This is a genomic window from Negativicoccus succinicivorans (assembly GCF_014207605.1).
GTDB classification, from domain to species: domain Bacteria; phylum Bacillota; class Negativicutes; order Veillonellales; family Negativicoccaceae; genus Negativicoccus; species Negativicoccus succinicivorans.
On sequence record NZ_JACHHI010000004.1, the window covers coordinates 68251 to 87287 of the forward strand.

Here is a 19037-nt window from a genome sequence, read left to right on the forward strand (position 1 = left end):
TCAAGCGACTCTTTTTTATTTTTCTTCCTGATCCACAGTGACGATCGGGGGCGACGCTACAAAAGTCACGCCCGGATTGCGTTCGGTGAGCCAATTCGTTTGCCATTCATTGGCGAGCAAAATGACCGGACGTTGCTTGTTGTCGTAGACGATCATCGACGTGCCGAGCCCGGTGAGGTCTTCCGGCGTAGCGTTCAGCGCCCAACGCGCGACGCTGTAGGGGAGAGGAATCAGCTCCACCGTGACGTTGTATTCGTTTTGCAGACGATACTGCAGCACGTCCCATTGCAATTGACCGACGGCGCCGATGATAAAGGATTCACGGCCTTCGCCCTGCGTGTAAATTTGAATCGCGCCTTCCTGCGACAGTTGGCGCATTCCCTTTAAGAATTGTTTACGCTTCAGGCTGTCTTTCGGCGCGACGCGCGCGAAAAGTTCCGGCGGAAATACCGGAAAATCGGCGAAGGTGACGACGTGTTTCGGATCGCACAAGGTATCGCCGACGCCCATCGTGCCCGGATCAAATACGCCGATGATATCGCCGGGATAGGCGGATTCGATAATGGTGCGTTCCGTCGCCAAAAATTGCTGCGGCTGGGTCAGGCGGATCGTTTTGCCCGACTGCCGATGCAAGACGCTCATGCCTTTTTCAAACTGTCCCGAACAAATACGCATGAAGACGATGCGATCGTGATGTTTCGGGTCCATGTTCGCCTGGATTTTAAAGACGAAAGCGGAGAAATCTTCATTTTGCGGTGAGACGGTTTCCTCCAGCGCCCGACGCGGCGCCGGCGCGGGGGCCATTTTCAAAAAGCTTTCGAGAAACGGCTGCACGCCGAAATTCGTCATCGCGCTGCCGAAGTAGAGCGGGGTCAGCTTGCCGTGCGCGATTTTTTCCGCGTCGAACGGATCTCCCGCGACGTCTAAAAGCTCAATATCTTCTTCCAGTTGAGCGAGCACGTCCTCGCTGAGCAACGCTTGAATTTCAGGCGCGGTGCGCTTGCCGCTGGTCACGGCGAGTTTGTTCTGACCATGATCGCCCGAGCGTTCAAACACGTGCACGGTATCCGTTTCGCGTTCGTAGATGCCCTGGTATTTGCCGTTGATGCCGACCGGCCAATTCATGGGGCAGGCGCGAATACCGAGCATCGATTCAAGCTCGGACATCAGGTCGTACGGATTGCGTCCGAAGTGGTCGATTTTGTTGACAAAAGTAAAAATCGGAATCCCGCGATCCGCGCATACGCGGAAGAGTTTTTCCGTCTGCGCTTCGACGCCTTTCGCCACGTCGATCAGCATGACGGCGCTGTCCGCCGCCATCAATGTGCGATACGTATCCTCCGAAAAGTCCTGGTGACCCGGCGTATCCAAAATATTGACGCGGTGTCCTTCGTAATCGAATTGCAAAACGGAACTCGTGACCGAGATGCCGCGCTGCTTTTCGATTTCCATCCAGTCGGAAACGGCGTGCCGCGCCGTTTTGCGAGCCTTGACCGAACCGGCGAGGTGGATCGCGCCGCCGTAAAGTAATAATTTTTCCGTCAGCGTCGTTTTACCGGCATCCGGATGCGAAATAATGGCAAACGTACGGCGACGGTTGATTTCTTGCGTAAAGTTCATACTGTCACTCCTTCATATCTCCAAATTATAACATGATCCGCGTTTCCTTGAAAGCGCGCGGGCGGTTGTTGGGGCGGGCGATAAAAGGTATAATAAAAGACATCAAAAGAAGAAAGGGTGTGCGCATGAAACCGGTTTTTATTCGTGAAGACAAGCGGGATTATTTGCAGAAAATGGGCGCGTTCGCATTTGTGACGGCCGTCTCGGTCGCGGTTTGGCAGATCATGAAAGTGCGCGGCAGTGAAATTTTTGTCGCGGCGTGTGCGATCGCCTTTTTGTATTGCCTGTACGGCTACTTTTTCCCGACCAAGCTGTTGCGCTTGGACAGTAAGGGAGCGAAGTTGCTGGCGAGCAATATTTTAATTCCCTGGAATTATATCTATGAAGTGAATGTGCAGCCTTTTATCGACGGTGAACACGAGAATGCGAAAAAGCGTTACGTCGTCTGTCGCGGCTACAGCCCGCGGGCGGAAAGCGTGGTCGAATGGTGGCGTTTGCCGGTCGGCGCGCGGCGCGCGGACAAAGTGGCGGCGCAAATCTGGCGCATGAAAGAGTTGTATAGCGGCAAGGTGGGGCAAAAGTGATCTTATCCGGAAAAGAAATCGAGCGGCGACTGGGCAAAAATATTTTTATCGATCCGTTCGATCCGCGAAAATTGAACCCGAACAGTTACAATTTGAGCTTGGCGAACGAATTGCTCGTTTATGATGAACCGAAGCTCGATATGAAAAAGAAAAATACCGCGCATCGCATTGTGATCCCCGACGACGGTTTGTGGTTGGAACCGCAGCGGCTTTACTTGGGGCGTACGGCGGAATACACCCGCACGGAAGGACTTGTGCCGATGCTCGAAGGGCGTTCGTCGGTCGGCCGGCTGGGACTTTTTATCCATGTGACAGCAGGTTTCGGCGACGTCGGTTTCGCGGGGTATTGGACGCTGGAAATGTTTTGCGTGCAGCCGATCAAAATTTACTCCAACGTGGAACTTTGCCAAATTTATTACCATTTGATCGAAGGCGACTACGAGCCGTACAAGAGCGGCAAATACCAGCATAATGAAGGCATTCAGCCGAGTCTTTTGTACAAGGATTTTGAACGCGAGAACGACGCATGAACTGCATTATCTTCGACTTGGAATGGAACGAAATCGTACCGTACCAGCTGGCGATGCAAAACGAGATCGGGTTTCCGCTTTCCGGCGAAATCATCGAGATCGGCGCGGTTCGCATGACGGGCGACGGCGACTTGAGCGATCGCTTCGATCGCTTGGTGAAGCCGAGTTTTCTGCGCCGTATGCATCCGCACGTCAAGCGATTGACGGGGATTACCTGGGAGATGCTGCAGGAGGAAGACGATTTCAAAACCGTCATGACGGAATTTAACCGCTGGTGCGGCGACGACGCGTTGTTGCTTTCATGGGGGACCTCCGATCGACAGGTGCTGGCGGAAAACCTGCGTCTGCATCATTTGCCGCGGACGTGGCTCAAACCTTGGTACGATGCGCAAAAAATTTTCGGTCGCTACTGCTTGGACACTTACGAGCAGTACGGCTTGGCGCGCGCGGCCGAGTACATGGGCGTGGCGATGGCGGACGACGCGCATCGCGCGGTCAATGACGCGGCGTATACGGCGCAAATTTGCGAACGCCTGCCCTTGCGGCGCGCTATTCGCGAATACGATTTTCATCGTAACTTGGGGCCGCTTGAATTTCGTCCGACCGTCGAATTTCAATATTTTGACGGTTACCGCGACAGTCAATCCGCTTGGGCGGATCCCGCCATTTGGGAAATTTACCTGCCCGATCAGGACGCGCCGTTGGCCTTGACCGAGCCGGAGCGGTTGCGGCGGCACACATTACTGGCGCTTGCGATGGATCACTTGGGAAAGCGCTACCTCGTTCGCTGGAAAACGTATCAATATAAAAAAGGCCGCGGCACCGTGCATGGCGTCGCGCGCGAAACGTATCGGGCGGTACCGTTGCTGATCGCCTGGTATCGGGATGTCGCTGAGCGCAATACAAGGCGCCGTCGACTGCATGAGGCGAAAAGCAACCCCGCGTTCCGTTGACGCGACAGTCGTATACGCGACGTGCGTCATGCTATAATAAAACAGTAAAATAACTATGTATTAGAGGAGATTCATATGGTACCGACAGAACGAATTATCATCGTTGATTTCGGCGGGCAGTACGCTCAGCTGATTGCGCGCCGCGTGCGTGAATGCGGCGTATATTCGAAAATTGTTTCCTATACGCGCGACTTGGACGAGATATTGGCGGAAAAACCGCAAGGCATTATCTTTACGGGCGGACCGGCGAGCGTTTACGAAGACGGCGCGCCGCGACTTGACTCCCGCATTTTTGAAGCGGGCATCCCGATCTTCGGCATTTGCTACGGCATGCAGTGGATGTGTCGGGAACTCGGCGGCGACGTCAAACGGCCGATTACCCGTGAATACGGCTATGCCAAAGTGCAGAAATTGGCGGACGGCGATATCTTCGCCAACGTTTCCGCGGAAACCGATGTGTGGATGAGCCACGGCGACTACGTGGAAGAGCCGCCGACCGGCTTTGAAGTCATCGGCAAAACCGCGCACACGCCGGTCGCGGCGGTGGCGGATACCCGTCGTAAACTGTACGGCGTGCAATTCCATCCGGAAGTCAACCACTCCAAAGAGGGCATGCAGATGCTGCGCTCGTTCATTTTAGACGTCTGCGGTTGCCGCGGCGACTGGACGATGGAACATTTCGCCGAGACGGCCATTCAAGAAATTCGCGACACCGTCGGCGACGGCAAAGTATTGCTCGCCCTTTCGGGCGGTGTCGATTCGTCCGTTTGCGCGCAGCTTTTATCGCGCGCGGTCGGCTCGCAACTTACCTGCATCTTCGTCGATCACGGCTTGATGCGTAAAAATGAAGGCGACGAAGTCGAAGCCGCCTTTGCCGACAGCGGCATGCACTTCATCCGCGTCAACGCCGCCGATCGTTTCCTCGCACGTTTAAAAGGCATTACCGATCCGGAACAAAAACGCAAAACCATCGGGGAAGAATTTATCCGCGTATTTGAAGAAGAAGGACGCAAAATCGGTCAAGTCGACTACCTCGCGCAGGGCACCATTTATCCTGACGTCGTGGAAAGCGGCACCGGCAACGCCGCGGTCATCAAAAGCCATCACAACGTCGGCGGCCTTCCGGCCGTTGTCGACTTCAAAGGCCTGATCGAACCGTTGCGCGACCTCTTCAAAGATGAAGTGCGCGCGCTCGGTGAAGAACTCGGCCTCGCCGATTACCTCGTCTGGCGGCAACCCTTCCCGGGGCCCGGCTTGGGCATCCGCATCATGGGCGAAGTCACCAAAGAAAAACTCGACACCTTGCGGGAAGCCGACGCCATTTGGCGGGAAGAAATCAAAAATGCCGGCTGGGATCGCAAAGTGAACCAATATTTCGCCGTACTCACCTCGAATCGTTCGGTCGGCGTCATGGGCGACAGCCGCACCTACGCGTACACGCTCGCGCTGCGCGGCGTCACCACCACCGACTTCATGACCGCCGAATGGGCCCGCATCCCGTACGAAGTCCTTGACATCGTATCCAACCGCATCGTCAATGAAGTCGAAGGCATCAACCGAGTTGTCTACGACATCACCGGCAAACCCCCGGCGACGATCGAGTGGGAATAGTCGCAAAAAACTAAAAAACCTTGTAAAATCAACTGTTACAGAAGATGAAAAACTGTAACTGGGATTAAAATGGGAACATTTGTAAAAAAGAATAAATTGAATAATAGTTCCAAGTGGTTTACATTTGGACAAAAAATTAGACCGTAACTTAAGCGTTATGGTCTTTTTTATTTGATAGGTTGTACAATCAAAAGCGACATCTAGTATAAAATAAATTAAAAAAATCAACTAAAAATATATTTAACAAATGAAGAAAAAGAAATTTATATTGTAGATCTAGAACCATTTAGAAATCTCCAATGGTTGCTTTCAAATGCAACAAATAATATAAACCAGATTGCAAAAGCAACTAATACAACGGGAGTCATTTACAAGAAAGATATAGATTATATGAGAGAAAAAATAGAAACTTGGCAAAAGAGATATGGGATATACATTCCCTGTTATTAAAAAAACTAAATAGAATTTATCTAAAAAATCTTAGACCTGTAAGAAGTTTTTAAAATATGATATAATATATTCAAATGAAATGCCGATTTTTAAAATGACAAGGGAGAGAAATTTATGCAAAACTTTGGCAAAATTATTTTTAAAATAGACCAAGTTTTAGAAGAGAAAAATATAAGCAAAAATAAATTGGAAAAAGAAGCAAATCTTCAAAGGACGCAACTTAATTCTTATTGCAATAACAAGGTTAAGAGAATTGACTTGGAAACAATAGCAAAGATTTGTTATGTTCTCGAGTGTAAGGTTGAAGACATTATGGATTATGTGAGGTAATTAAATGAATAGATACGAAATAATTCAAAAAATAGGTAACATGTATCAGATCGGCAATACTGAATCAGGGGAATTTAGTTATGTTCAAGCACTTAAAACAGTTGGGAAAAATATAAAAGATTACTAAAAAGGAGATACAGACACAAACCATCAATACTTAGATATAAGATTTGAAAATGATAGATTATTTATATTAGTAGAAACAAAAAATAAAAATAAGGATTGAATGATTTTTACACACATTTGTAAAATGATTTAGGAAGAAGAAAATATTACAAAAAAAATAAGTGAGGTATAAATATGAAATACATACCAGTAAGTTTTGAAATGAAAGATGGTAGGATTTGCGAAATTAGAGAAATTCAAGTAAAAGACGCTGCAGAAACTATTGAATATTTGAAAACCGTTATGGGAGAATCTAACTTTTTATACTCTTATCCAGAAGAAATAACTTTGACTGTTGAACAGGAAGAGAAGATGATAAAAAGTTTTAATGAATCTGAAGATATTCTAATGATTATAGCTGAGTTTGATGGAAGATTGATTGCAAGTGTTCAGATTTCAAGATCAAAAAAATTGAAAATGCGTCATCGAGGAAATGTCGCTGTTACAGTTCTGAAAGAATTTTGGAACCTAAGAATAGGAAAGAAGATGCTCCTTTGTCTTGAAGACTATGCTAAGGAATGGGGACTTACCCAAATTGAACTGCACTATTTCTCAGGTAATAAAAGAGGTCAGATTCTTTATGAAAAATTAGGATTCGTCAAAGTGAGAGAAATACCGGAAGCGTTTATTTTGAAGGATGGAACACGATACAATAATATAACAATGGTAAAAAGTATCTAAATAAATTTTCAAAGTATAAATTTTTCGGTTAATGCGATTAACAATCCGCCTGAATAGATTGAAAAGATAGTGTCTGCAATCATTAATAATACTATAGGATTTTTTTGAGGGTTTCATGTCATAATATAGATGGAGACAAATAGTTATGTAAATATGAGGAGCTCAAGATTTCTACCAAAGCTTAAAACTCGGAAAATTAATAGTTGGTGTGCTGCTTAGAGTAATGATTATATAATGACTATTGTAAGGAGTACACTAGTGTAAGGAGGGAGTAAATTGTCAAAAATAAATAAAGAGCAAATTTCTGCTAAGGGATTTTCAATTCAAGTTTATACTGAAGATTTTAAAAATGATTATATAAGCTTAACGGATATAGCAAAGTATAAAAACACAGATGATCCAAGATTTGTAATCCAAAACTGGATGAGAAATAGAAACACGCTTGAATTTATAGGATTATGGGAAACACTTAATAATCCAAATTTTAACCGTGTGCAATTCGACACGTTTAGAAATGAAGCAGGTTTAAATAGATTTACAATGACACCAAGTAAATGGATAGAATCTACTGGAGCTATTGGAATAGTCTCAAAATCTGGTAGATATGGTGGAACTTATGCTCATTATGATATAGCGATGGAATTTGCGTCTTGGCTTTCTCCAGAATTTAAGCTATATATTATTCAAGATTATAAAAGACTAAAAGAAGATGAAAACTCAAAATTATCATTAACTTGGAATCTGCATCGAGAAATATCAAAGATTAATTATAAAATCCACACAGATGCAATTAAAGAATGCTTACTTAAAGATTTGACCAGTGAACAATTATCATTCAAGTATGCTAGTGAAGCGGATATGTTAAATGTAGCATTATTTAATAGAACCGCTAAAGATTGGCGTGAAGAAAATCCTGACCTAAAAGGAAATATGAGAGACTATGCAAGTATTAATGAGTTATTGGTGCTTGCAAATATAGAAAGCTACAATGCCGTTCTTATTAGCAAAGGAATGGAACAAAAAGAAAGAATGATAGAACTTAGAAAACTTGCTAGAACACAATTGATGTCACTTAAAAAGCTTGGTGATAGTAGTATTAAAAAATTAGAAGGGAAGAAATAATAATTTTAAGTAACAAATAGTGAATTTTATTTGTCGAGGAGGAATATAGATTTTAATAGAATGATTCCTGAATTATCAGTTTTTGATATTTATTGGACTAAAAAATTTTATAATGAATTAGGATTTAAAAGAATGACAGTAGTTGGGTGTTATAGAGGAGGTTTTTTAGAAGGATATGTTAAAGAAAGCGATATTACGAAAATCCTGTTTTAGAGCTATAGACAACATTTTGTATGAAGGAACGACAGATGTAGAATTGTTTAATCGAGCTTTTGAAATTGATTATCTAAAAGATGAGGAAGTAAGAGAAGAATTATGCAGTATGGTTTGCTCGAATATTCAAAAAAATAAATTTTCAGAGCTAAAAGTTCATAAATTAGGGCATGTATTGGTGCCAAAGAAGAGTTTGTCAGATTATAGGAAATGTGCTTTAATTGACATTTATGATGAAATTGTATATTTGACATTGGTAATTAGTATTGCTGACGAGATAGAAAAAATGAGAATAAACAAGAGTAAAAATAGAGTTTTTTCTTATAGATTTGGAAGTTTTAAAGGTAAACTTTTTGATGGCAAATTTCATTACACTGCCTTTAGACAAAGAACCTTGGAAAAAAGCAAATATACTAAGAATAAAGTTATAGTGGAGTGTGACATATCAAATTTTTATGATAGATTAAATATTCATAGAATTGAATCTATTCTAAGATCTAATCCAAAGATTGATGTTGATATAATATCTTTAATTAATGAATTGTTATTGTACTGGGCAAATAGAGATTCTTATGGGTTACCAGTTGGTTCTAATGCTTCAAGGATACTTGCAGAGGTTGCTTTAATCGAAGTAGATAACTATCTTTTTTCAAAAGGAATTGATTTCTGCCGATTTGTGGATGATTATAGGATTTTTGCTAAAAACGCATTTGAAGCTCACAGTAATCTTGCTTTATTAACTTTAAAATTAAGCAAAGAAGGTATGTTTTTAAACACTCAAAAAACTAAAGTTAAAGATATTTCAAACTATAACAAACAAAATCTTAGTAGTGATGTGAATAATGCTCAAAATGATGTTACTTTTGACGAAGTTGATGATAAGCAGCCAAATCTTCCTAAAATAATAAGAGGTTATTCAGGTCTGATTCCTAGCAAATTTAGAAAATTATCTAACGCAGAAATTGAAAAATTAAAAGAGAATGACTTGAATGAGCTTATTAATGATGCTAATAATAGCATGCTTATTGAAGAAAAAGCGATTACAACAATTATGCGTACTATAATTGCAAAAGAAGAATACAGAAGATTGACGGAACTTCCTAATATAATAAAAAAGTTTCCTCAATTTATACCTTATTTTATTGATACTGTAATAAAATGTGAAGGTATTTGTAAGGAATATTTAATTAAAATTCAAAATGATTTTGAGGAATGGATGACAGATGTGGACGTACCAGAATATATTCAAGTGTATTTAGTGCGAATATATTCTACTCATTTACTTGAAAATAAAGAAATTTTGTTAAATTCGTTTAGAAATTTGAAGAGAAATTCAGGAGATTATATTGGGAGAGCATTATTGGAGGCTTTAGATGGAAAGCTATCGAGAGGAGAATTGCTTGAAATTAGAGATTACTATTATCGCGCAGATAAATGGGAAGAAAGGCAAATTTTAAAGATGATTAGTAGTGGCCTTTCAAAAGGTGAAAAAAGAGTATTTTTCAAAGATATTAAAATTCATGAAGATGATTATTTCATTAATAAAATAGTAAAAGATAATGGTAATAGATAGATGTTTTAGAAGGGATATTTTTACTAATGGTAAAAAAAAAGAAAAGTGGGAGTAGGACTAGTAAATAGAAGAAAGTTAGTAAAAAATTGTCACTAGTATTTTTATAAAATTGATGGAAATGAAGAGAATAGGAGGATAAAGTTTGAATGTGTATGAACCTTGTGAATGTATGATTTGTAAAAATAATAAAAATTTTGATATGCCTAAAGAGATTATTGAGTCCGTTTTGAAAAACAATTTAGTTCTTTTTTGTGGTGCAGGTATAAGCACAGAGTCAAAATCTGTTTTTCCTGAATCATTTTACACAAGTATTTTATGTGAGATAGAAGATAAGACAAATAAGAAAGTTGATTTAGACACCAGTTTTTCTAGGCTAATGAGTTTATATATTGATACATTTCCCAATGGTCGTAGGAAATTGCTAAATAAAATTAAAGAAAAATTTGATTTCATAGATTCTTTTCCTCAATTATTAAATGCAGCTACTAGTTTTCATAGAGAAGTTGCTGCAAATCCTTTCATTGAAACGATAATTACAACAAATTGGGATACATATTTTGAAGATTATTGTGATTGTACTCCCGTAATTAATGATACTGATGTTACTTTGTGGAATGTGTTTAAAAAAAGAGTATTTAAAATACATGGATCAATTAATAATGTTGGGTCAATAGTAGCTACCGAAAAGGATTATGAGAAATCATATAGTAGACTTTCTAGCGAATTAATAGGAGATAGGCTAAAAACTATTCTGGCAAGTAGTACTGTTGTCTTTATTGGTTTTTCCTTTGGAGATGAGGATCTTAATAGGTTGTTAGATATATTAACCGAAAAGATGGGGGATTTTAGCAATCAATTTTATTTAGTCACAATTGATGAAAAATGGAAAGTAAATGTAGACTCAAGAGTAATCCCCATTATTACTGATGGAACATATTTTATTCACCAATTAAACAATATATTAATAGCAGAAGGTCGACTTGTTTCAAGTGATATTTATGATTATGCAGAAGAACTTTTGTGTTTCATTAAAAAAGAGCATATTAAGCTTTTTGAATCAAATACTTATCGAAACGAGATTAAAGATTTTCCTGAATTACTATTATCAATAGCTTATCAAGATGCATTTATACATGCTTTAGAGAGGTGTGTTGCGCATAGAAGTAATGGAGAATATTTGATTCCTGGTTACTTTCAGCCTAAGATTCAATCATACGAGAGTTATTATGAAAAGCGTATGTCAGAAGAAAATTACGATCAAGCGTTCTACAATCTGGGATATTGTGATGGTTTGCTATCGCTATTATTATTTGTTAACAATCCGGAAGAAGCAAAGATACCTCCATTATTTATATATGAAGAGAACTACTTTGAGACAAAAGATGATCTGTTTAAATATATATCAGAAAATAGAAATAAAAAACACTTTGAATATTGTTTAGGAAAAGTACAAAATATGAATGATTTAGTTCCTCATTTTATGCCTTGGTTTATTTAGCTGAAGATTATTTCAGCCATTCTATTCACAACTAAAGGGTGTTGTCGGTATATTAGTGAGGTACGAATTTTCTTCCGGTACTGGGACTGGGACGGGACTAGAAATTTGAAAACGTCCTATAATTAGGTGGATTTAGTGATACTCTAAAAAAACAGAGTGTAGTATTTTGAATGGTTTGAGATATGTCGTACATTTGGAAAAGAAGAACGGGAATAATTTGAGTCATAGTTTCAAAGTACTTACCTCAAATAAAAAGGCCGTGAATACATTCACGGTCTTTTTTCGTGTTTCTTTATTGATCGTAAGGAGATCGGGATAAAATGTAAGCAGATATGATAAGATAATGATGATAAAAAATGCTTTACTGCGGGAGGAAAACATGGTATCTGAAATCAGGATGTGGTTTTTTAATCAAAAAAACCTTTTAAAGATGTCAAAGTTTATCATTTGGACGTTATTGCTTCTTTTAATCACTTGGGTTTTTGATCTCAGATATCCTTTCATGAAATCCTATATCCCGAGGTCGTTACTGCTGTCGGTGGAAGTGTCTGTTGATTTTCTTTCGAACATCTCGGGTGTATTTTTAACCATCAGCATTTTTTGTTTTACCATTATCGTTACTGTGCTCAACAAATACAGCAGCAGCATATCGCCGCGAATGCTGCAGGCGTTTATCGACAGAACGGGAGTAATCGGTTTATACGGTGTATTTGTCAGCGGCTTCTTTTATTCCGCGATCAGTATTTTGCTTTTACAAGGCCTCGGACCGGATCAACGTGTCGTTGCCGGAAGTTTCGGGATCGCGTATCTAATCATTGCAATGATGGGGTTTATCACGTTTTCCAAACAGGTTATCGATAACATTAAAATTTCAAATATTATCGAAGCGGTCTATGCTGACTGTGACAAGCTTATTGACGAACAGGTAGAACTCAGAAAAAAGGCGGAACATTATAAAGAAGATGAACAAGCAACCGAGATCCCTATCGTAGCAGGGAGTTCGGGGTATCTGTTCAAAATAAATGAGGATGATATTTTAAAAGAGCTTAAAGGGATCAAAGCGGAGCTGGTCATCGATAAGAGAATTAGTGAATACGCAGCCGAAGGCGAATCCTTGGGCGATTTAAAAATTTTTCAAGGGGAATTAAATACTGAAAAAACGGAAGAGCTGAAAGAAAAAATCAGTGCATTGTTTTTAATAAACATGTACAACAATGAAGAAGAAGACTATCATCAGGGCATTGTCAAACTTACCGAAATTGCGAACATGGCGTTGAGCCCCGGGATAAATGATCCCAATACCGCGATTACATGTATCAATAAAATGTCATCGTTGCTGGGGAAGCTCTTGGCCACAGATAATCAATTTATAGTTCTCAAAGAAGGTGAAGATACCAAAATAATCTACCAAAGTTATTCTGTCAAAGATGAGTTATACCTTGCATTCAGCCAGATTATTTCCTACTCCGGTGGAGATCCGATGGTGACCAAGGCGATTTTACAGGGCATTTATATCATTTATATGATGGCGGGGATGAGCGCTAAAAAAGATGTCAAGAAATTTTTTGATGCCTCGTATGAAATATTGACAGAAAACTTTAGCCACGAAGTGCATCTGAATAAGTTCAAAGCGATCAAACAGAAGCTTGAAGAACACGCAGCTTAGAAAAAAGGTTAATCAAAGAGGATGCGGATTATTCCGCGAAACAAAAAGACCGTGAACGCACATTCACGGTCTTTTTCGTGTTCCGTTATTGATCATTTGAAAAAGCTAAAGAAAAGAAAAACATGCACCTGAACCGTACCCATTAAATCGGTATGTCGGCTTATACATGGATCTGGCCGTTCGCATCTGCGGATGCGAAAGCGGCCCGCACGATGTCATACAGACAAAATATCAGTTCAATGCCCAATATAATAAAGCCGATTCCTAAGAACCACGTCAGACTCCAGCCGATGATGCTGCAAAGAAGATAGCATATTCCGGCGAAAGCATGCCCCGCATAAAAGCGATGCACTCCTAGCGTGCCGAAGAAAAAAGCTAACAAGATATACACTACCCGATTTACACCTTTGTTCACAGGGACTTCTTTGATGATCGTCGTCCTTTCGATGATACGTTCCTCTACCGGTTCTGCCTGCGATTCGGTCTCTTTCGCGGAGACATCATCCATTACTGAAGAATGAACTTCCTCGTTTACCTGCTCCGACTTTCGGTTGTTTTCATCCATAGTAGCACCCCTTTCTGGTAACGCTTTCCGTTTTTGTCGCGAATGCCGCGTGTATTTTTTGCAGAATCAACCATGGCATCTGACAAAACCATTTGTGATTAGAATACCATAAGTTTTAGATTTAGAAAACTGTTTTTATAAAGAATAAAACACAAGGAATCTGTTAAGAGGTTCTTTTTTTATTCTTTCGACTACAAAAACGGGCATCCGTTATCACAAAGGCGGATCCCTCAAATTCTGTCAGCGCTTAGAATGCATGCTCACGTACCAATGCATTAAAATCATATATAACATGCGAAATTTATATAGAGATAGGGGGGGGTAATTAACCTGTAATACATCTATAATACAAATAAGAAAGATTTGTATATAGAGTCATAGTTATATGTCAGGATCTCAAAAATGCATGCCGGACTTGGCAGATGGTGGAAATAGTCACAACTTCCAAGCAAGCGCAAGTTTTTCTGAAAGGAAGTGCTTACTCTAAGACGATAAAGTATGCAAGAAAGCATATCGGGAAATCCCCCGGAAGGTTCATTTTCTATCGGACAGAATGGTTATTTGGAACGCATTCAGAAAAGTATAGGAGAAAAACATGAATAAAATCTACAAGCTTGTTTGGAGTAAAGTAAGGGGCGCTTGGGTAGTGACATCTGAAATCGCCAGAGGTTACGGGAAAGCGATCTCAAGTCGGCAAAGAAAATCCATCGCGGCCGTCATGACGGTTCTTGCGTTGGGCTTCATTCCCGGCGTGGCATACGCGGAGCTTGACGGAGTGACGACCTTTGTCGAATCGGGCAACCAGAATGTCAAAATCGGCAATGGTATTTCGTTACGGAATAATGACGGCAAAAACGGGGCTGTCGCCATTGGCGATCATGTGCAAATTGATGATTATGTCCATCAGGAAGGCAGTATTGCCATCGGCAAGAACGCCTTTGTCGAAAATCTGTATGGCAATCAGGAAAAAAATTTCAAATTTAATCAGCAAGATGAGACAAAGTGGGCGAGCAGCATCGCCATCGGCCAGAACGCGTATGCCCGCTCCGGCAGCACCATGATCGGCGACCATAAATACATAGGCAAACTGGGAGATACAGACGTCGACGGCTCCAAGGTGCAAAACGTAAAATCCAAAAACATCAACATTAATGCCACGACAATCGGCGCGAACAGCTATAATCAGGGCGCGTTTTCTTCCGTCCTCGGGACGTATTCGATTATTTCCGGAAAATACGATGGCAGTAAGTGGTCACCCTATGGTACGCAAAATATGGGCGCCAGTATTGTAGGCTCGCTCAACAGCATCGAATCCGCGAGTTCATCATCCAATTTATCCGGGATCGCCAACAGTGTGGTGGGCATTGCGAACAGAACGAATAACGCGAATGGCGCGCTGATTTTTGGCGCCGGGAATGAAATTGAAAATTCGATAGGCGCGCTTTCCGGAATTGCGGGCGGTGGAGCTTCCGCCAAGGATTTCGCGGATACGCTTCGCAAGACCGTAAAATCTTCCAATGGCGGTGGCGCCGTTCTCGCTATCGGCGGGGGAAATAAGGCGAATTATGCCAAGGCCTCCCAGCTGATGGGTGTCAATAATACACTGACCGGCACGGAAAATACCGCAAGTGACTACAATCTTCTTAACGGTTTTAAAAATGTGGGCACAAACATCAGCCATGTATCTGTTATCGGCTCGGAAAACCAAGTCACCGATACGAAGAATGCGCTCGTTTTCGGTGATAAAAGAAAATTAACGAAAGCCAATGGCAGCGTCGTGCTCGGTGTTTCCGATACCCTTCAAGAAATCAAAGTAGAAGATGTCACAGTGATCGGACACAATGCCCTCGCGACGGGTACAAACGCCGTGGCGATCGGTCATGGCGCGAGCGCCGATTCGTTAAGCACCGTGGCGATCGGTGATGGTGCCGGAGTAGCATCGAATACGAAATTGTCCGGCGGCGTGGCGATCGGCAAGAACGCGTATGTTCTCAACGGTGGCGGAAGGCAGGAAAGACTCTTAGGTTTTGGCACACTGAATGATCCGCAACGGTCCGCGACAGGAATTGCTATCGGCGCTTACTCTTACGCCCGCACGGGCAGTATCCAGATCGGCGCGCATACCTACTTGGGCAAGATGGGCGGCGTCGATATCACGGATAAAACGAATGGGGAAGCGAACTACGTTAATCAGACTACGGTGGGTACGAATACCTTTAATAAAGGTGTTTTCGGCACGATGATCGGCGCTTATTCCATCAGCACCGGCGGCTCTACAACACAAAATTTCGGCTCCACCGTCGTCGGCTCTTTGAATACGATCCAGTCCAAAGGACATGGCAATGAGGCAGGCATTGCCAACAGCATTGTCGGTCTCGCCAATATGACGGAAAATACGAACGGTACTTTGATTTTCGGCGCGGGCAATAAAGTGACCAATTCGAATAAGTACATATCCGGACTGCCCGACAGCTTTAGTAGCGGCGCAGCTACGCCGGACGAAATGATCGAAAAGCTCCGCAAAATGACTATTGACAGCGAGTCCGGCGGCTCGACCATGGTGGTCGGCGGCGGCAATACCGCGGACTACACCATGGCGTCTCAGATTATGGGCGTCAATAATACTCTCACGGGAACCGAGGATAAGGTAAGCACCTATAACCTCGTGGACGGTTTCAAAAATAAAGCGGAAAATGTCACCCATGTCACCATGATCGGCTCGGATAATGAAGTGAAAGACACGACCGGCGCCGTTCTTCTCGGCGACAAGAGAAAACTGACGGGAGCGGACGGAAGCATCGTTCTCGGCTCGGCGGATGAAAGCGCGGAAACCAACGTCAAAGACGCCACCGTCATCGGACATAACGCCAACACCACCGTCGCGAGCGGCGTAGCTCTCGGGAGCGACTCCGTGGCGAACCGTGAAAAAGCGGATGCAGAAAAAGTATATCTCCATGAAGATGCAGGTGTAAAAGCTACGGTAAAAGGAGATTTGGCGGCCGTTTCGGTAGGAAATGCTGATGCGACCCGTCAGATTACAGGCGTAGCCGCGGGTACGGACAATACCGATGCGGTCAACGTAGCGCAACTGAGAGCAGTAGAGGAAATCGCGAAGACTAAGACGAAGATCAAAGCGGGCGATAATATCACAGTAAAACCGGACAAGGGAAACGGCACCTACACACTTTCGGCTACCAACACGTACACGACCGGCGGCACGTATGACGCGACGACCAAGAAACTGACATTCACGCGAAATGACAAGGCGACCTATTATGTAGACCTTGCCGACTTTGTAGGCAACGTGACGGACACGCGAAACACCATCGTGGACAGTGACACCGTGACCGTAGAAGCCAAAGCGCAAGCAGACGGCAGCAACGAATACAAGCTGAACGTCAAGACGGACGGTAAGGTCGAGAAAGACAATAAAGGCATTGTCACGGGCGGCACCGTTTACAACGAAACAAGAATTGAAAAAGACGGTAACTACATCAAAGCCGAAAACACGGCAAGTCAGAACCTGACCGTCTTGGACAAGCAGGTCGACGCCAATACGACCAACATCACCAAGTTGGAAAATAACATTTACGACATGGGTGGTCGTATCGGAGAACTGGGCAACCGAGTCGACAGAGTCGGCGCGGGCGCAGCTGCGCTTGCCGCTCTCCATCCGCTGGATTTCGATCCGGATGACAAATGGGACTTCGCGGCCGGCTACGGCAACTACAGCGGCGCGAACGCCGTCGCTATCGGCGCGTACTACCGTCCGAATGAAGACACCATGTTCAGCGTCGGCGGTTCGTTCGGCGGCGGTGAAAACATGGTGAACGCGGGCGTTTCCGTAAAACTCGGCCAGGGCAACAACGTATCGACATCTCGAGTCGCGATGGCGAAAGATATGCTGGATATGCAACAACGCATGGCGGAAATGGAAGCGCAGATGGCGAAGCTGCAAGGCTTCATCGGCGCGCTGACAGGCGCGGATGCGCAAGCCGCCATGTTCCCGGACGTACCGGAAAATCATTGGGCCTATGAATATGTCAAAGGACTTTGCGAACAAGGCATTATCGAAGGTTATCCGGACGGCAACTTTGCCGGAGACCGCAGCATGACGCGTTACGAATTCGCCGCCATGCTTTACAGAGCACTGTCTAAGGGCGTAAGCCTCGATGCCCGCGCGGTCAAAGAATTCGCTCCCGAACTGGCGCGAATCCGTGTTGATGTCGTCACGAAAGATGACGACGGACAACCGGTGATCGAACGCGTCCGTGTGAATGAAGAAAAGCAAGCGAAATAAAATTTCATAAACGCGGCATCGCCGATTATGGAAAAACCTCAAGGAAATAAAAAAACTTGAGGTTTTTTCTATGGAAAAAATACAAGTCAAAAGATTTTTATTACATCATCTCGTGCATATCGTCAGCCGGCACCTGCCCATGGGAAAATAAAAAGAACCCGCTCGGTCAGCCGGCCCCGTTCGCCAGAAAAAGCGTCAGCGGCGCGTACGGAAAAAGAAAAGTCGGATTTCACGTATTGTAAAAAAATGAACAACTGCGCCGATCAAATTTTACGAGTTCAAAGACAAATCAATAAGAAGAAAATAAAATAGGGGGATAACATTAAGGCAAGAAGTACCCGTTATTATCTTTTTATTATAATCAGGAGAGGGCTGTACTTATGAACAGAATATACGAAGTCATTTGGAACAAGAGTAAAAACAGTTGTTCCGTGGTATCGGAAATGGCGAAAAATCTCGGCAAAACTTCCGGTTGCCGCAACAAAGCGGTGCTGGCCGCGATGATCTTGTCTTTGTTGTCCGCGGGCGGTCTCGCCTACGCGGAAGATCCCGCGACGCCGCCGGCGGCACCGGATAAAAAAATTCCCTACTTCTCGGTTAATGCCAATAACAGCGCCAAACCCGCAGGGACGAACTGGGAAAGTGACGGCGCTAAAGGTGCCGCTTCGATAGCAGTCGGACCGTCTGCAGGCGCGCAGGGAGATTTCTCGGCGGCGGTAGGGCCCTGGGCTAAAACGGACGGTAAATACGCGAACGCCTTCGGCGTGATGACCAATGCGACGGGAAAATATGCTACGGCGGTAGGACCCTATGCAAAAGCGGTCGGCGATTATACCTTGGCGGCGGGAAAAGGTGCAAAGTCAACTGCAAAAGGCGCAGCCGCTTTCGGCGCATCTGCGCAAGCGGTCGGTGATCAGTCGAGCGCTTTCGGCGTGGCGGCCAATGCGAGCGGAAGGGATGCGATAGCGGCAGGAAGCAATACCGTTGCCGGCGCCGCGAATGCATCTGCTTTCGGTGCCGCTGCCAACGCGACGGGAGAATCTGCTACGGCAGTGGGCGCCTTTGCTGATGCGAGCGGTAAATTTTCCTTGGCGGCGGGCGACAAGGCAAAGGCAAGCGCGAATCGGGCGACAGCATTAGGATACATGGCAAAAGCAGAGGGCGTTTATTCCTTGG

Annotated in this window: 14 protein-coding genes and 1 pseudogene; 13 read left to right on the plus strand and 2 right to left on the minus strand. The window is 43.7% G+C overall.

What is annotated here, in order from left to right:
- Positions 1–15 precede the first annotated feature (15 nt).
- On the minus strand, positions 16–1620 hold the full coding sequence (locus HNR45_RS05100; RefSeq protein WP_159822303.1) for a peptide chain release factor 3: 1605 nt from the start codon (positions 1618–1620) through the stop codon (positions 16–18).
- A gap of 125 nt (positions 1621–1745) precedes the next feature.
- Here HNR45_RS05100 and HNR45_RS05105 point away from each other — a divergent pair, with 125 nt between their 5' ends.
- The 11 genes and pseudogenes from HNR45_RS05105 to HNR45_RS05155 all read left to right on the plus strand — a co-directional run bounded on the left by HNR45_RS05105 (position 1746) and on the right by HNR45_RS05155 (position 12996).
- Positions 1746–2204: a hypothetical protein gene (locus HNR45_RS05105; protein ID WP_159822301.1), complete on the plus strand. Its 459-nt coding sequence runs from the start codon at positions 1746–1748 to the stop codon at positions 2202–2204.
- Entirely contained in the window at positions 2201–2734 is a 534-nt protein-coding gene (gene dcd / locus HNR45_RS05110) for a dCTP deaminase (protein WP_159822299.1), read from the plus strand. The genes HNR45_RS05105 and dcd overlap by 4 nt, the downstream gene beginning before the upstream one ends.
- On the plus strand, positions 2731–3687 hold the full coding sequence (locus tag HNR45_RS05115) for a 3'-5' exonuclease (protein WP_159822297.1): 957 nt from the start codon (positions 2731–2733) through the stop codon (positions 3685–3687). The genes dcd and HNR45_RS05115 overlap by 4 nt, the downstream gene beginning before the upstream one ends.
- A 75-nt stretch (positions 3688–3762) precedes the next feature.
- A complete protein-coding gene (gene guaA, locus HNR45_RS05120) occupies positions 3763–5298 on the plus strand; it encodes a glutamine-hydrolyzing GMP synthase (protein ID WP_159822295.1) in 1536 nt (511 codons plus the stop codon).
- Positions 5299–5532: 234 nt separating this feature from the next.
- A pseudogene (locus tag HNR45_RS05125) lies at positions 5533–5801 on the plus strand (plasmid mobilization relaxosome protein MobC).
- A 61-nt stretch (positions 5802–5862) separates the two neighbouring features.
- Complete coding sequence (locus HNR45_RS05130) at positions 5863–6078, plus strand: helix-turn-helix domain-containing protein (protein ID WP_061101759.1); 216 nt, start codon at positions 5863–5865, stop codon at positions 6076–6078.
- 300 nt (positions 6079–6378) lie between these two features.
- A complete protein-coding gene (locus HNR45_RS05135; RefSeq protein ID WP_159822293.1) occupies positions 6379–6924 on the plus strand; it encodes a GNAT family N-acetyltransferase in 546 nt (181 codons plus the stop codon).
- 276 nt (positions 6925–7200) lie between these two features.
- On the plus strand, positions 7201–8046 hold the full coding sequence (locus HNR45_RS05140) for a KilA-N domain-containing protein (RefSeq protein ID WP_159822291.1): 846 nt from the start codon (positions 7201–7203) through the stop codon (positions 8044–8046).
- A 175-nt stretch (positions 8047–8221) separates the two neighbouring features.
- A complete protein-coding gene (locus tag HNR45_RS05145; protein WP_159822289.1) occupies positions 8222–9832 on the plus strand; it encodes an RNA-directed DNA polymerase in 1611 nt (536 codons plus the stop codon).
- A gap of 148 nt (positions 9833–9980) precedes the next feature.
- Positions 9981–11330 carry an SIR2 family protein gene (locus HNR45_RS05150; RefSeq protein WP_235020584.1) on the plus strand — a complete coding sequence of 450 codons (1350 nt, stop codon included), beginning with the start codon at positions 9981–9983 and terminating at the stop codon, positions 11328–11330.
- A 379-nt stretch (positions 11331–11709) separates the two neighbouring features.
- Positions 11710–12996, plus strand: coding sequence for a DUF2254 family protein (locus HNR45_RS05155; RefSeq protein ID WP_159822285.1), 1287 nt, complete (start codon positions 11710–11712; stop codon positions 12994–12996).
- A 160-nt stretch (positions 12997–13156) separates the two neighbouring features.
- Here the strand turns inward: HNR45_RS05155 and HNR45_RS05160 are convergent, their stop codons facing one another.
- Positions 13157–13561, minus strand: a complete 405-nt coding sequence (locus tag HNR45_RS05160; RefSeq protein ID WP_200841486.1) for a TM2 domain-containing protein — start codon at positions 13559–13561, stop codon at positions 13157–13159.
- A 595-nt stretch (positions 13562–14156) separates the two neighbouring features.
- Between HNR45_RS05160 and HNR45_RS05165 the strand changes: the two genes are divergently transcribed.
- Both HNR45_RS05165 and HNR45_RS05170 read left to right on the plus strand, forming a co-directional pair.
- The gene (locus tag HNR45_RS05165) at positions 14157–17861 is read left to right on the plus strand and encodes an ESPR-type extended signal peptide-containing protein (protein WP_159822283.1); all 3705 of its coding nucleotides are present in this window, start codon (positions 14157–14159) and stop codon (positions 17859–17861) included.
- Between the two features lie 380 nt (positions 17862–18241).
- A partial coding sequence (locus tag HNR45_RS05170; RefSeq protein ID WP_260399138.1) for an ESPR-type extended signal peptide-containing protein occupies positions 18242–19037 on the plus strand: 796 nt, incomplete at its 3' end.

Bases quoted from the DNA above. Each gene is read 5' to 3' on its own strand.
- HNR45_RS05130 (WP_061101759.1), top strand. From the start codon at position 5,863: ATGCAAAACTTTGGCAAAATTATTTTTAAAATAGACCAAGTTTTAGAA.
- HNR45_RS05135 (WP_159822293.1), top strand. From the start codon at position 6,379: ATGAAATACATACCAGTAAGTTTTGAAATGAAAGATGGTAGGATTTGC.
- HNR45_RS05160 (WP_200841486.1), bottom strand. From the start codon at position 13,561: ATGGATGAAAACAACCGAAAGTCGGAGCAGGTAAACGAGGAAGTTCAT.
- HNR45_RS05100 (WP_159822303.1), bottom strand. From the start codon at position 1,620: ATGAACTTTACGCAAGAAATCAACCGTCGCCGTACGTTTGCCATTATT.
- HNR45_RS05115 (WP_159822297.1), top strand. From the start codon at position 2,731: ATGAACTGCATTATCTTCGACTTGGAATGGAACGAAATCGTACCGTAC.
- HNR45_RS05155 (WP_159822285.1), top strand. From the start codon at position 11,710: ATGGTATCTGAAATCAGGATGTGGTTTTTTAATCAAAAAAACCTTTTA.
- HNR45_RS05165 (WP_159822283.1), top strand. From the start codon at position 14,157: ATGAATAAAATCTACAAGCTTGTTTGGAGTAAAGTAAGGGGCGCTTGG.
- guaA (WP_159822295.1), top strand. From the start codon at position 3,763: ATGGTACCGACAGAACGAATTATCATCGTTGATTTCGGCGGGCAGTAC.
- HNR45_RS05145 (WP_159822289.1), top strand. From the start codon at position 8,222: ATGTTAAAGAAAGCGATATTACGAAAATCCTGTTTTAGAGCTATAGAC.
- HNR45_RS05105 (WP_159822301.1), top strand. From the start codon at position 1,746: ATGAAACCGGTTTTTATTCGTGAAGACAAGCGGGATTATTTGCAGAAA.